Raw genomic sequence first — 13591 nt, forward strand, 5'->3', positions numbered from 1 at the left:
TGAACGAGCCACTAACAAGTGGTTTATGACCGGTAACAAATCGTGGTTGCCTTAGTCTTAACAAAAAGCGCTTAAGCCGCATCTTTCTGGGGATTATCGGGATCGATACCGTAATCCTTGAGCTTGCGATAAAGTGTGGATCGGCCAATGCCGAGCTTCCGTGCCACTTGACTCATCTGCCCGCGATAGAATTTGAGTGCGAATCGGATGAGTTCTTCCTCGACATCGGCAAGCTTGCGCACATCTCCGGCGGGATTGACGCTGGCGATCGCGTTTTCCGAGGCTTCGGACAGGCGGTGGTGGTGCACCTCCCCCGATATCGACGCCCGGAACTCCTCACCATAGCTATCGTCGGGATCGAGGCCGGTATTGTCGGCAACCAGCGCCAGGTGATCCACCACCTCGTATTCCGGAAGCTGGGCAGCGATCTGCGGGAAGTCCGCTTCGGTCAGCTCCGGCCCTTCGGCCAGAACGACCGCGCGGAAGATCGCGTTTTCGAGCTGGCGGATATTGCCCGGCCAGTCATAGGCGGTCAGCAACGCCAGCGCGCCTGAGTTCACCGTCATACGGCGGCCGCTCTTCTGTTCGCTGGAGAAGCGATCGGCAAAGACGCGCACCAGATTGGGAATATCTTCCTTGCGTTTGCGCAGCGCCGGAATGGTGATCGGGAAGACATTGAGGCGATAGTAGAGATCCTCGCGGAAATGGCCGTTCTTGACCTCCTCGATCAGATCCTTGTTGGTCGCCGAGATAAGTCGGACATTGACCTTATGCGCGGTGCGCGCACCGACGGTCTCGATTTCGCCCTGCTGCACGGCGCGCAGGAGCTTCACCTGGACTTCGAGCGGCAGGTCGCCGATCTCGTCGAGGAAAATGGTGCCGCCGTCGGCTTCCATGAATTTGCCGATATGGCGTTCGGTCGCGCCGGTAAACGCGCCCTTCTCGTGACCGAAGAGAATGCTCTCGACGAGATTATGCGGGATCGCCCCGCAATTGACGGTGACGAAGGGCTTGTTCGAGCGGTCGCCGCCGGACTGGATGGCGCGCGCCACCAGTTCCTTGCCGACGCCGGATTCGCCTTCGAGCACGACGGGAATGTTGGATTGGGCCGCCCGCTGGGCGAGATCGATGACGCGGATCATCGCCGGGCTTGCCGATACGATGTCGTCGAAGCCGACCGAGCCTGAGCGCGACCGGCGTCCGGCCCGCGCCTTCACCTCGCGCTGGTCGAGTTTCATCGCGTTCGAGATCGACGTGGCGATGCGTTCGGGCGAGACCGGCTTGACGACGAAATCGAAGGCGCCGGCGCGCATCGCCTGCACCACCGTTTCGATGCCGCCCTGCCCTGTCTGCACGATGACCGGGATCTGTGTGCCGAACTCGTGAAGCGCGTCGAGGAATTCGAGGCCGGTCATCTCCGGCATCATCAGGTCGAGCACGATGACGTTGAAAAGGCCGCCATCGCGTTTGACCATTTCCAGGCCGATGCGGCCGTTCTCCGCTTGGTGCACGACATGGCCGTGACGCTCGATTGCGTTCTTGAGCAGGCGGCGCTGCACCGGGTCGTCCTCGACCACGAGGATTTGCCCTGCTCCCTTGAGCTCATTGTAACCGGTCATTGTCGCCTCACTTCATGCGAAACCATAAAGCGCACTCTGACAGAAAGGCTTGAACATCCAGTTTTGAGAAACAATTGCATTTTAACGATTGGAACGGGTCATTTTCGTGCCGAAGCGACGCCTTTCATGCGCCGAAAGTCCCTTGATGCGGGGGCTTCTCACGCTTAAAGCGCTGCGCGTCTTTTCAGACGCGCAGCGCTGTAACACTTTGAACCTGCGCATCGTGCTTTCCGAAAATCGATTCCGATTTTCGGGCCGATGCGCTAGACAATCAGACCTGTTATGAAAGTGGAGAGGAATTGCACCCATGAAAATCAAGCTCCCGCACGCCAGCCTTCTATTGTCGGCAGCAGCGCCAGCTGGGGCCGCCGATCCGGCGCTTGGCGATCTGCCGGTCTGGAAGCTGCAGGATCTCTACCCTTCCGCCACCTCCACCGCTTTCGTCGCCGACATGGAAAAGGCCGGCAAGGCGGCAATCGCCTTTGAAGAAAAATGGAAGGGCAAACTCGCTGAGGCCGCGACGAAGACCGGTGCCGAGGGCATCGGCGCGGCGCTGAAGGACTATGAGGCGCTTGACGATATCATCGGCCGCCTCGGCTCCTTTGCCGGCCTCACCTATTTCTCCGACACCACCAACCCGGCAAACGGCAAGCTCTACGGCGACGTGCAGGCCAAGATCACCGAATTTTCCGGCCACCTCCTGTTTTTCGCGCTGGAGTTGAACCGCATCGACGACGCGGTGGTCGACGCCTGCATTGCGAGCGATCCGGCCGCCGGACACTATCGCCCTTGGCTGCTCGATCTCAGGAAGGACAAGCCCTACCAGCTCGACGACAGGCTGGAACAGCTCTTCCTCGAGAAGTCGATGACATCGGCCGCCGCCTTCAACCGCCTCTTCGACGAAACCATGGCGGAACTTCGCTACGACATCGATGGCGAGAAAGTGCCGCTCGAAGTGGCGCTGAACAGGCTGCAGGAAAAGGACCCTGAAGTCCGCCGCAAAGCGGCTATGGCGCTCGCCGAAACCTTCAAGGCGAATATCCGCACTTTCACGCTGATCACCAACACGCTTGCCAAGGACAAGGAGATCGCCGATCGCTGGCGCGGCTTCGAAGACATCGCCGACAGCCGCCACCTGGCAAACCGGGTGGAGCGCGAGGTCGTCGATGCGCTGGCCGCGGCCGTCCGTGAAGCCTATCCCCGCCTTTCGCATCGCTATTACAAGATGAAGGCGAAATGGCTCGGCATGGAGCAGATGAATTTCTGGGATCGCAACGCGCCGCTGCCGGAAACCTCCAGCGCCATCATCTCCTGGCCGGAGGCAAAGGACACGGTTCTTTCGGCCTACAGCAATTTCGCCCCGGAGATGGCTGCCATCGCCAAGCGCTTCTTCGACGAACAATGGATCGACGCCCCGGTCCGTCCCGGCAAGGCGCCAGGCGCCTTCGCCCATCCGACGGTTCCCTCGGCCCATCCCTATGTGCTCGTCAATTATATGGGCAAGCCGCGCGACGTAATGACGCTTGCCCATGAACTCGGGCACGGCGTGCACCAGGTTCTCGCCGGTGCGCAAGGGGCGCTGATGTGCCAGACGCCGCTGACGCTTGCCGAAACCGCGTCCGTCTTCGGCGAGATGCTGACCTTCCGCGCGCTTCTGCAAAAGACCACCGACACGCGCGAGCGCAAGGCGATGCTCGCCCAGAAGGTCGAGGACATGATCAACACGGTCGTGCGCCAGATCGCCTTCTACGAATTCGAGCGCAAGCTCCACACCGCCCGCAAATCAGGCGAACTGACAGCCGACGACATCGGCGAACTCTGGCTCTCCGTCCAGTCGGAAAGCCTCGGGCCGGCGATCAACATTTCGGAGGGTTACGAGACCTACTGGGCCTATATCCCCCACTTCATCCACTCGCCCTTCTATGTCTACGCCTATGCCTTTGGCGATTGCCTGGTGAATTCGCTCTATGCCGTCTACCAGAAGGCCGAGAAAGGCTTCCAGGAGAAGTATTTCGAACTGCTGAGGGCCGGCGGCACCAAGCATCACTCGGAATTGCTGAAGCCTTTCGGCCTCGACGCCACCGATCCGTCGTTCTGGAGCCAGGGCCTGTCGATGATCGAAGGGCTGATCGACGAGTTGGAAGCGTTGGATAGAGGCTGAGATCTCTTCTCCAAAGGCGGAAGGGCAGCAACGGGTCTCTTCTCCCCTCGGGGAGAAGGTGCCGGCAGGCGGATGGGGGGCGACACGGCTGAACCTCTCCTTCGCATGTGCTCAGGACGTCGCTCCGCTCCGCCCCCTCATCTGCCCTTTGGGCATCTTCTCCCCCGTGGGGAGAAGCGGAAAAATGCCTCACGCTCCCATTGGATTTTGAGCAATGAGGAGCAGAACAAATTGAAAGCGGCGCGTGGCTGACCAACCCTACATCCTCTTCCGCGACGACACGACCGGGCAGGTGATGCTTTTCGCCGAACCGGCCGAGATCATCGTTGCCAGCACACGCGTCGAGTTATTTGCGGGCCTTGCCCGGATGGAGCAGGCCAAGGCCGAGGGCAAATGGCTTGCCGGCTATATGGCCTACGAGGTCGGATACTTCTTTGAGGAGAAACTCGCCCCCTTCGCTGGGGAACACCGCGAAACACCGCTGCTTTGCTTCGGCGTCTTCGATGCGCCGCAGCCGGATGCGCATCCGCTTGCCCAGCCCAAACAGCGTCTCGAAAACGAGGAATTCCTCACTGCTCCGAAAGCTGCCTGGGATTTCGATATATATAAAGAGCGCTTCGACCGACTCCACCAACATCTGCGGCTCGGCGACGCCTATCAGGCGAACCTTACCATGCCGGTCGAAGCCCGCTGGAACGGCGATCCCCGTGCCGCCTTCTGGTCGTTGATCGAACGCCAGCCGGTCAAATACGGCGCGCTGGTTGATCTCGGCGGTCCGGTCATCCTCTCGCGATCGCCCGAGCTTTTCTTCCGCACCGACGAACAGGGCTGGATCGAGACCCATCCGATGAAGGGTACGGCGAAACGCGGCGCCACCGCCGCCGAGGATGCCGAAATCATCGAGGCCATGCGCCGCGATATCAAGACGCAGGCGGAAAACCGCATGATCGTCGATCTCCTGCGCAACGATATCTCCCGCATCACCGAAGTCGGCACGCTCGACGTCCCGAAGCTTTTCGACATCGAGACTTATCCGACCGTCCACCAGATGGTGAGCCATGTGCAGGCAAGGCTCCGCCCCGATCTTTCGATCCGCGACATCTTTTCCGCGCTTTTTCCCTGCGGCTCGATCACCGGCGCGCCGAAGATGCGGGCAATGGAAATTCTCCATGCGCTCGAGGATGCCCCGCGCGACGCCTATTGCGGCGCAATCGGCATGATCTCGCCCGCCGGCGCCATGCGTTTTTCCGTCGCCATCCGCACCATCACGCTTTTTGAGGGCGGCAGGGCCGTCTTCAATGTCGGCGGCGGCATCGTCTTCGATTCGACCGCCGAGGCCGAATATGAGGAATGCCTGCTCAAGGCCCGCTTCGCTGTCGGCGATCAATGGATTGCACGATGATCGATTTTTCGTTGATCGAGACGCTGCGCTGGCAGCCGGGCGAGGGCTTCATCCGGCTGCGGCTGCATCTCGCCCGGCTTTCCCGCTCCGCCCGTCGCCTCGGCTTCCCGCAACCGGTCGACGCGGCGGCCAAGCTCGACCAAGCCGTTGCAGGCGCTACCGGTCCGCTGCGCATCCGCCTGACCTTCGACGCGCAAGGCCGCATCGAGGTGACGAGCGCCGCTTTCGTGCCACTGGCGCCCGATACCACCTGGATCGTCCGCCTCGCCGAGACCCGTCTGGATTCCGCCGACAGGCTGCTGCGGGTCAAGACCACGCGCCGTGCCGTCTACGAGAGAGCCCGCGCCGAATATGGGCCTCATGAGGCCGATGAAGTCATCCTGTTGAACGAGCACGACGAAGTCTGCGAGGGCACCATCACCTCGATCTTCCTCGACGACGGGAGCGGCATTCTGCGCACCCCGCCCATCTCCTGCGGCCTGCTCGCCGGCGTGTTGCGCACCGAACTCATCTGCCAGCGCAAGGCCCGCGTCGGCCGCCTCACGCTTGCCGATCTCGATGCCGGCACGCTTTATATCGGCAACTCGCTGCGTGGCCTGATCCGCGCAAACCTTCTGAGGCACTGACCATGTTCATTCTCTCCCTCACCTATCTCAAGTCCAACGATGAAGCCGACGGGCAGATGGAGCCGCATATGGCCTGGGTGAAGGCGGGTTATGCGAAGGGCTGGTTCCTCGCCTCCGGCCGCAAGGTGCCGCGCACCGGCGGCGTCATCCTGGCGATCGGCGAGCGCGCCGCGATCGAGGCCTATGTCGCCGCCGATCCCTTCACCATCCACGGGATCGCCGAATACGAAATCACCGAGCTTGCCGTAACGACGGTGGTCGAAGGGCTGGAAATCCTGAAGCGCTGAATCTACGCGAACCGATCGTGGATAGTCGCGCCGGCCTCCATCGCCCCACCGATATTTGGCCTTTCCCCGTCAACGCTCTTTATTGTGACGTCGTTTTGTGATTAGAGCCGGTCACCTCGCACTCTCTGCGGCAATTTCAAATAATTCTTCGGGCTGAACGCCTTCGTCGCCTTCCACAGGAGAAAAGAATGACGGAACAGAACTATCCGGTATATGCCGAAATTACCGGTCCGATCGTGATGATCGGCTTTGGCTCCATCGGCCGCGGCACCCTGCCCCTGATCGAGCGCCATTTCAAATTCGACAAGAGCCGGATGGTCGTCATCGACCCGCGCGAAGAGCCCTCCGACATGGAGATCCTGAAGAAGCATGGCGTTCGCCATATCAAGGAATATGTCACCAAGGAGAATTACAAGGAACTGCTGAAGCCGCTGCTGACGGAAGGCGAAGGCCAGGGTTTCTGCGTCAACCTCTCGGTCGACACCTCCTCGCTCGACCTCATCAAGCTCTGCCGCAAGCATGACGTGCTCTACGTCGATACCGTCGTCGAACCCTGGCTCGGCTTCTATTTCGACAAGGGTATGAGCAATGCCGACCGCACCAACTATGCGCTGCGCGAAACCGTGCGCAAGGAAAAGGCGAAGAACCCGGGCGGCGCCACCGCCGTCTCCACCTGCGGCGCCAATCCGGGCATGGTCTCCTGGTTCGTCAAGCAGGCGCTCGTCAACCTCGCCAACGACACCGGCCTGAAATTCGACGAGCCGGACCAGCACGATCGCGAAGGCTGGGCAAAGCTGATGAAGAAGCTCGGCGTCAAGGGCGTCCACATCGCCGAGCGTGATACTCAGCGCACCAAGCATCCGAAGCCGCTCAACGTCTTCTGGAACACCTGGTCCGTCGAAGGCTTCATCTCCGAAGGCATGCAGCCGGCCGAACTCGGCTGGGGCACCCATGAAGAGTGGATGCCGAAGAATGCCAAGAAGCACAAGAAGGGCAACAAGGCGGCGATCTACCTGGAGCAACCGGGCGCCAACACCCGCGTGCGGACCTGGTGCCCGACGCCCGGCCCGCAATATGGCTTCCTCGTCACCCACAATGAGTCGATCTCGATCGCCGACTATTTCACCGTGCGCGACAAGGACGGCGAAGTGACCTTCCGCCCGACCTGCCACTATGCCTACCACCCGGCCAACGACGCCGTGCTCTCGCTGCATGAGATGTTCGGCAATGGCGGCACCCCGCAGCCGGTCCATCACGTTCTCGACGAGGACGAGCTGGAGGACGGCATCGACGAACTCGGCGTCCTGCTCTACGGTCATGAGAAGAACGCCTACTGGTACGGCTCGCGGCTGTCGCTGGAAGAAACCCGCCGCATCGCGCCCTACCAGAACGCCACCGGCCTGCAGGTCACATCAGCCGTTCTCGCCGGCATGGTCTGGGCGCTGGAAAACCCGACAGCCGGCATCGTCGAAGCCGACGAGATCGACTACAAGCGCTGCCTCGAAGTGCAGATGCCCTATCTCGGCCCGGTCGAAGGTCATTACACCGACTGGACACCCCTCGACGGCCGTCCGGGCCTCTTCCCGGAAGATATCGACACCAAGGATCCGTGGCAGTTCCGGAACATTCTGGTTCGCTGAGATCAGTTCCTCGGCTTTGACAATGCCCGCCGCAAGGCGGGCATTTTTGTAACGCCTGCTGTCTAAATGCTGGCCGCTGCCCCTCCAAGGCTTGCCTTCAAGCCGGGCGCGCGCCATGTTTTGCCCGAACTTGGCGGGTGTCCGCCGCGCCGATTCGCCGGGAGAAGCCTTATGAAAATCAGAACTGGTCTCGTTCTTGTCGGCGCAGCCGCCGCTCTTGCCGCCTGTGTTTCATCGGAGCCGCGTCGCCTGCCGGTTGCAACCGCACCCGTCGCCACCGGCGTCGAAGGCAATTGGAGCGATCCGAACGGCATCGTTTCCACCTTCCAGGGCGGCACTTTCACCACCCGCACTACCGATAGCAACCAGCTTCTCGCCTCAGGCACCTATATCAACACTTCGCCGACCCTGGTGGAGATCAACATGACCTCGCTGGTGCGCAAGACCCAGTCCAAGGTCAATTGCGCTCTCGTCAATCCGAGCCAGTTGAACTGCACCTCCGATTCCGGCGCACAGTTCACGCTTTCCCGCCGCGGCTGAAAGATGAGGCGATAGGCTAGGCACACCATGCGGGCCTTCGCCTTTTACCTCGTTCTGCTGCTTGCAATGCCGCTTGCGGCACTTGCCGTTATTTTGCCGGCCAATGTCTATCGTGCCCAGGGCATCGCCGCTCCCGATTGCGACGGGCCGCTGCAGGTGCTGATCTTCGCCGTACCGGCAATCCTGATTTATGGTGCGGGCGCATTCCTGGTCTACCGGACCGGCCGGCGCTTTCATCGCCTCTTTGCCCTTTTCTGTTTGGTCATCGCGCTAGCGACAGTTCCGAATATTGCCGAGGCCGTACACGAACTCTACCGAAACGCCGCCGATGGCGAATGCCAGGGATAAGCAGCCCGGCTTTTTTGCCCTGTCCCCTTGGAAAGCGCCCTGCCTGGCCCAGCTTTCTCTTGCGGTTGCACATCGTCTGATGGAACAATCCGAAGGCCGGGCAATCGCCCCGGCGCACAATGAAAGGGAACGGCGAGGGATCAGGGGAATCTTTCGCCTCAATCAGGAGAACAGGGATGACGAAGTCTTTCAGCTTCGGTCTTTTGACCGCGTCCATGCTGGCGCTGAGCGCGGGCGCCGCCTTTGCGGATTACGAACTTAATATTCTTCATATCAACGATTTCCATTCGCGCATCGAATCGATCAACAAATTCGACTCCACCTGCTCGGCCGAGGAGGAAGGCAAGAAGGAATGCTTCGGGGGTGCTGCCCGCCTGAAGACCGCGATCGACCAGCGCCGTCAGGCGCTATCCGGCAAGAACGTCGTCCTCCTGAACGCCGGCGACAATTTCCAGGGCTCGCTGTTCTACACGACCTACAAGGGAGCGGCCGAAGCCGAATTCCTCAACCTGATGAAGTTCGACGCCATGACCGTCGGCAATCATGAATTCGACGACAGCGAGGACGGGCTTGCGACCTTCCTCGACAAGGTGCAGTTCCCTGTCGTGACGGCGAACGTCAAGGCGACGGCTGCCTCCAAGCTCGGCGACCGCATCAAGCCCTCGCTGGTGCTTGATGTCGGCGGCCAGAAGATCGGCATCGTCGGCGCCGTCACCAATGATACCCCCGAGCTGTCCTCCCCCGGTCCGAACGTCACGATATCAGATGACGTCCAGGCCATTACGTCAGCCGTCCAGGATCTGAAGGGCCAGGGCGTCAACAAGATCATCGCGCTGACCCATGTCGGTTATCCCCGCGATCTCGCCCTGATCGCCAAGATTCCGGACGTCGATGTCGTCGTCGGCGGCCACTCCCATAGCCTGCTCTCCAACACCGATCCGAAGGCCGAAGGCCCCTATCCGACGATGGTCGACAATCCCGGCGGCTACAAGGTGCCGGTCGTCCAGGCCGCTTCCTACAGCAAGTATCTCGGCGATCTCGTCGTCAATTTCGACGACAACGGCGTCGTCAAGGATGCCAAGGGCGAACCAATCCTGATCGATTCAACCTTCACGCCCGATCCGGCTGTCATTACCCGCATCGCCGAACTGGCAAAGCCGATCGAGGAACTGCGCAACAAGGTCATCGGCTCCTCCGAAAGCCCGATCGAGGGCGATCGCAAGGTCTGCCGCGTCAAGGAATGCTCGATGGGCAATCTGGTGGCTGACGCCATGCTCGATCGTACGAAGAACCAGGGCGTCACCATCGCCGTCCAGAACGGTGGCGGCCTGCGCGCGTCGATCGACGGCGGCGAGGTCACCCAGGGCGAGGTCATCACCGTCCTGCCTTTCCAGAACACGCTCGCCACTTTTGAATTGACCGGCGCAGACGTCGTCAAGGCGCTCGAAAACGGCGTCAGCCAGATCGACCAGAGCGCCGGCCGCTTTCCGCAGGTCGCCGGCCTGAAATTCTCCTTCGACCCGTCGAAGCCCGCCGGCGGCCGTGTCAGCGATGTTCAGGTGAAGGACGGCGCCAATTTCGCGCCGATCGATCCGGCCAAGACCTACAAACTCGCCACCAACAACTTCATGCGGGCCGGCGGCGACGGCTATTCGATCTTCAAGGAGGGCCAGAACGCCTATGATTTCGGCCCGGATCTTGCCGATGTGACCGCGGCATACGTCGCCGCGCATTCGCCCTATAAGCCATACACGGATGGCCGCATCGCGGAACTGGCGCAGGCAGCGCCGGCCCCCTCCGCTTCCGAACCGGCGCCTGCTGCACCGGCTGCTCCTGCTCCATCCACAGAGCCGGCTCCCGCACCCGTTGCACCGGCACCTGCCGCTCCGGCACCAGCGGAACCCGCACCGGCGCCGGCAGCCTCCGCACCTGCCGCAACGACGCCGTCCACCCACGTCATTGCCGCCGGCGACACATTCTGGGATCTCGCCGTAACCTTCTATGGCGACGGCACGTTGTGGCGGAAGCTGTCGGATGCCAACGGCAAGCCGAACCCACGCCACCTGACGGTTGGCAAGGAGATCGAGGTTCCCGCCAAGTAAGACGATTTGTCCCGATGCCACTGGCCGGTCCGGGGTTTCCCGGGCCGGCTTTTCTTTCTATAGGGTGAACCACGATCTCCAGGCTGCGTATGAGCTGACGAGACAAAAAAAGCGTTGGGGCCAGAATGACAGCAGATATTTCACTCCGCCCGGCGGACCATCCGGCCGTAAAATCAGGCAAGGTTGGTGTCCTGCTGGTCAATCTCGGCACGCCCGACGGCACCGATTACACGTCGATGCGCCGCTATCTCAGGGAATTTCTGACCGATCGCCGCGTCATCGAATGGTCGCCCTGGAAGTGGTACCCGATCCTGTTCGGCATCGTGCTCAACACCCGCCCGCAGAAGGTCGGCAAGGCCTATGAGCTGATCTGGAATAAGGAGAAGAACGAAAGTTATCTCCGCACCTACACCCGCAACCAGTCGGAGCTGATGGCCGAGCGCCTGAAGGATCTTGATAGCGTCAAAGTCGACTGGGCGATGCGCTATGGTACGCCGTCGATCGCTTCGCGCATCGACGCGCTGAAGCAAGAGGGATGCGACCGTATCGTGCTCTTCCCGCTCTATCCGCAATATGCGGCGGCAACGACCGCCACCGTCAACGACAAGGCCTTCCAGAAGCTGCTCTCTATGCGCTGGCAGCCGGCGCTGCGCACTGTGCCCGGCTATCACGACGACGAGACCTATATCGAGGCACTCGCCAGTTCCGTCGAAAGACATCTTTCGACGCTCGACTGGAAGCCCGAGATGCTGCTCGCCTCCTTCCACGGCATCCCCATGTCCTATTTCAAGCAGGGTGATCCCTATTACTGCCAATGCCAGAAGACCGGCCGGCTGCTGCGCGAGCGTCTCGGATTGACCGAGGAAAACTTCATGGTCACCTTTCAGTCCCGCTTCGGGCCGGAGGAATGGCTGCAGCCCTATACCGACAAGACGGTGGAGAAGCTCGCCAGGGACGGCGTCAAGCGCATCGCCGTCATCAATCCGGGCTTCGTCTCCGACTGTCTGGAGACGCTTGAGGAGATCGCCGAGCAGGCTGCCCATTCTTTCCATGAGAACGGGGGAGAGAAGTTCGCGCATATCCCCTGCCTCAACGACGGCGAGGACGGCATGAAGGTGCTGGAAAAGGTCGTGCGCCGCGAATTGCAGGGCTGGGTCTGAGAGATCTTTTCAGAAAGCATCGCCGCACGGATAGCTGGCGAAGATCCAAATAACCCAACCGAGAGGAAACCTCCACCTCACACGGATGTGTAGCATCCATACGGCATTTCTTCCTCGCAAAGAACATGCTACCCCACCACATCAGTGTATGGGCGCATGCGCCGATAGGAGGAATTCTTCATGTTGTTCGGCGGCTTCGACATTGTCGTCATCGTGCTGGTCATCTTCGTCATCCTCGTGCTCTTTGCCGGGATCAAGACCGTGCCGCAGGGCTACCGCTATACGATCGAGCGCTTCGGGCGGTATACCCGCACACTGGAGCCCGGCCTCAACCTGATCACCCCGTTCATCGAGCGCGTCGGCGCCAAGTTGAACGTGATGGAACAGGTGCTGAACGTGCCGACCCAGGAGGTGATCACCAAGGACAATGCCTCGGTCTCGGCCGATGCCGTCTCCTTCTATCAGGTGCTGAACGCCGCTCAGGCCGCCTATCAGGTCTCCAACCTCGAAAACGCCATCCTCAATCTCACCATGACCAACATCCGTTCGGTCATGGGTTCGATGGATCTCGACGAACTGCTCTCCAACCGCGATGCGATCAATGATCGGCTGCTGCGCGTCGTCGACGAGGCCGTGCATCCTTGGGGCATCAAGGTCACCCGCGTCGAGATCAAGGACATCCAGCCGCCGCGCGACCTCGTCGACGCGATGGCCCGCCAGATGAAGGCCGAGCGCGAGAAGCGGGCGCAGGTGCTGGAGGCCGAAGGCTCGCGCAACGCGCAGATCCTCCGAGCCGAAGGCGCCAAGCAATCCGCCATTCTCCAGGCCGAAGGCCAGCGCGAGGCCGCCTTCCGCAACGCAGAAGCCCGCGAACGCCTGGCCGAAGCCGAAGCCAAGGCGACGAAAATGGTCTCCGAGGCGATCGCCGCCGGCGACATCCAGGCGATCAACTATTTCGTTGCACAGAAATACACCGAAGCGCTCACCTCGATCGGTTCGGCGCCCAATTCCAAGATCGTCATGATGCCGATGGAAGCCTCTTCCATCTTGAGCTCGCTCGGCGGCATCGGCGCCATTGCCCGCGAGGTCTTCGGCGATGCCGGCAACAGCCCGGCAACCCCGCCGCCGCTGCCGCTGCGTCCGCGCCCCGCAGCACCGGCGCGCTCGACGCCACCGATCAATCCGTCGACTCCCAATCCTTTCAATCCCGATCGGGAGCGATAAGCCATGCTGGCGAAGATCATCGCCGAACTCGGTCCGTGGAGTTGGTGGGTCGCAGGCCTCGTGCTGCTCGCCGCGGAAATGATCGTACCCGGCTTCTTCCTGGTCTGGATCGGCCTTGCCGCCTTGATCGTCGGCGCGCTGTCGCTGCTCTTCTGGGACAGCGCCTTCTGGGTCTGGGAATTGCAGGCGATCCTTTTTGCGCTGCTCGCCGTTGCCACGACCTTCGCCGGCCGGCGGCTGACGCTGCGCAATGCAACGACCGACGAGCCCTTCCTCAATCAGCGCGGCGCGAGCCTCGTCGGCCGCACGGCGACGCTGCATGAACCGATCCGCGAGGGCCGCGGCCGCATCCGCCTCGACGATACGCTATGGCAGGTGATGGGACCCGATCTGCCGGTGGGAACACAGGTGAAGGTGGTTTCAAGCAACGGCCGCGACCTGACGGTCGAGCCCATCTGATCAAACGAGCCTGATCGAACGAG

12 protein-coding genes are annotated in these 13591 nt (G+C 61.4%); 11 read left to right on the forward strand and 1 reads right to left on the reverse strand.

The window, feature by feature from the left end; translation table 11 throughout:
* Nucleotides 1-71: 71 nt before the first annotated feature.
* Nucleotides 72-1619 carry a sigma-54 dependent transcriptional regulator gene (locus FHT79_RS22105; protein WP_028755997.1) on the reverse strand — a complete coding sequence of 516 codons (1548 nt, stop codon included), beginning with the start codon at nt 1617-1619 and terminating at the stop codon, nt 72-74.
* 307 nt (nt 1620-1926) lie between these two features.
* On the opposite strand from FHT79_RS22105, the gene FHT79_RS22110 reads away from it, so the two are divergent.
* The 11 genes from FHT79_RS22110 to FHT79_RS22160 all read left to right on the forward strand — a co-directional run bounded on the left by FHT79_RS22110 (nt 1927) and on the right by FHT79_RS22160 (nt 13568).
* Nucleotides 1927-3780, forward strand: coding sequence for a M3 family oligoendopeptidase (locus FHT79_RS22110; RefSeq protein ID WP_183904113.1), 1854 nt, complete (start codon nt 1927-1929; stop codon nt 3778-3780).
* Nucleotides 3781-4075: 295 nt separating this feature from the next.
* A complete protein-coding gene (locus FHT79_RS22115; RefSeq protein WP_210304823.1) occupies nt 4076-5182 on the forward strand; it encodes an aminodeoxychorismate synthase component I in 1107 nt (368 codons plus the stop codon).
* Nucleotides 5179-5808: an aminotransferase class IV family protein gene (locus FHT79_RS22120; protein ID WP_183904114.1), complete on the forward strand. Its 630-nt coding sequence runs from the start codon at nt 5179-5181 to the stop codon at nt 5806-5808. Before FHT79_RS22115 ends, FHT79_RS22120 begins: the two co-directional genes overlap by 4 nt.
* 2 nt (nt 5809-5810) lie before the next feature.
* The gene (locus FHT79_RS22125; protein ID WP_183904115.1) at nt 5811-6095 is read left to right on the forward strand and encodes a YciI family protein; all 285 of its coding nucleotides are present in this window, start codon (nt 5811-5813) and stop codon (nt 6093-6095) included.
* A gap of 188 nt (nt 6096-6283) precedes the next feature.
* On the forward strand, nt 6284-7735 hold the full coding sequence (locus FHT79_RS22130; RefSeq protein WP_028758600.1) for a homospermidine synthase: 1452 nt from the start codon (nt 6284-6286) through the stop codon (nt 7733-7735).
* 171 nt (nt 7736-7906) lie between these two features.
* The gene (gene omp10, locus FHT79_RS22135) at nt 7907-8275 is read left to right on the forward strand and encodes an outer membrane lipoprotein Omp10 (RefSeq protein WP_028756665.1); all 369 of its coding nucleotides are present in this window, start codon (nt 7907-7909) and stop codon (nt 8273-8275) included.
* A gap of 27 nt (nt 8276-8302) precedes the next feature.
* The gene (locus tag FHT79_RS22140) at nt 8303-8623 is read left to right on the forward strand and encodes a hypothetical protein (RefSeq protein WP_028756666.1); all 321 of its coding nucleotides are present in this window, start codon (nt 8303-8305) and stop codon (nt 8621-8623) included.
* 176 nt (nt 8624-8799) lie between these two features.
* On the forward strand, nt 8800-10725 hold the full coding sequence (locus FHT79_RS22145) for a bifunctional UDP-sugar hydrolase/5'-nucleotidase (protein WP_183904116.1): 1926 nt from the start codon (nt 8800-8802) through the stop codon (nt 10723-10725).
* A gap of 125 nt (nt 10726-10850) precedes the next feature.
* Complete coding sequence (hemH, locus tag FHT79_RS22150) at nt 10851-11885, forward strand: ferrochelatase (protein ID WP_183904117.1); 1035 nt, start codon at nt 10851-10853, stop codon at nt 11883-11885.
* Between the two features lie 180 nt (nt 11886-12065).
* Nucleotides 12066-13109: an SPFH domain-containing protein gene (locus FHT79_RS22155; RefSeq protein ID WP_183904118.1), complete on the forward strand. Its 1044-nt coding sequence runs from the start codon at nt 12066-12068 to the stop codon at nt 13107-13109.
* 3 nt (nt 13110-13112) lie between these two features.
* Nucleotides 13113-13568: an NfeD family protein gene (locus FHT79_RS22160; protein WP_028756670.1), complete on the forward strand. Its 456-nt coding sequence runs from the start codon at nt 13113-13115 to the stop codon at nt 13566-13568.
* Nucleotides 13569-13591: the final 23 nt, after the last annotated feature.

Origin of the sequence: Rhizobium sp. BK212 (genome assembly GCF_014197475.1) — a bacterium.
GTDB classification, from domain to species: domain Bacteria; phylum Pseudomonadota; class Alphaproteobacteria; order Rhizobiales; family Rhizobiaceae; genus Rhizobium; species Rhizobium anhuiense.

Bases quoted from the DNA above. Each gene is read 5' to 3' on its own strand.
- FHT79_RS22115 (WP_210304823.1), top strand. From the start codon at position 4,076: ATGCTTTTCGCCGAACCGGCCGAGATCATCGTTGCCAGCACACGCGTC.
- omp10 (WP_028756665.1), top strand. From the start codon at position 7,907: ATGAAAATCAGAACTGGTCTCGTTCTTGTCGGCGCAGCCGCCGCTCTT.
- FHT79_RS22145 (WP_183904116.1), top strand. From the start codon at position 8,800: ATGACGAAGTCTTTCAGCTTCGGTCTTTTGACCGCGTCCATGCTGGCG.
- FHT79_RS22140 (WP_028756666.1), top strand. From the start codon at position 8,303: ATGCGGGCCTTCGCCTTTTACCTCGTTCTGCTGCTTGCAATGCCGCTT.
- hemH (WP_183904117.1), top strand. From the start codon at position 10,851: ATGACAGCAGATATTTCACTCCGCCCGGCGGACCATCCGGCCGTAAAA.
- FHT79_RS22155 (WP_183904118.1), top strand. From the start codon at position 12,066: ATGTTGTTCGGCGGCTTCGACATTGTCGTCATCGTGCTGGTCATCTTC.
- FHT79_RS22130 (WP_028758600.1), top strand. From the start codon at position 6,284: ATGACGGAACAGAACTATCCGGTATATGCCGAAATTACCGGTCCGATC.
- FHT79_RS22125 (WP_183904115.1), top strand. From the start codon at position 5,811: ATGTTCATTCTCTCCCTCACCTATCTCAAGTCCAACGATGAAGCCGAC.
- FHT79_RS22105 (WP_028755997.1), bottom strand. From the start codon at position 1,619: ATGACCGGTTACAATGAGCTCAAGGGAGCAGGGCAAATCCTCGTGGTC.
- FHT79_RS22110 (WP_183904113.1), top strand. From the start codon at position 1,927: ATGAAAATCAAGCTCCCGCACGCCAGCCTTCTATTGTCGGCAGCAGCG.
- FHT79_RS22120 (WP_183904114.1), top strand. From the start codon at position 5,179: ATGATCGATTTTTCGTTGATCGAGACGCTGCGCTGGCAGCCGGGCGAG.
- FHT79_RS22160 (WP_028756670.1), top strand. From the start codon at position 13,113: ATGCTGGCGAAGATCATCGCCGAACTCGGTCCGTGGAGTTGGTGGGTC.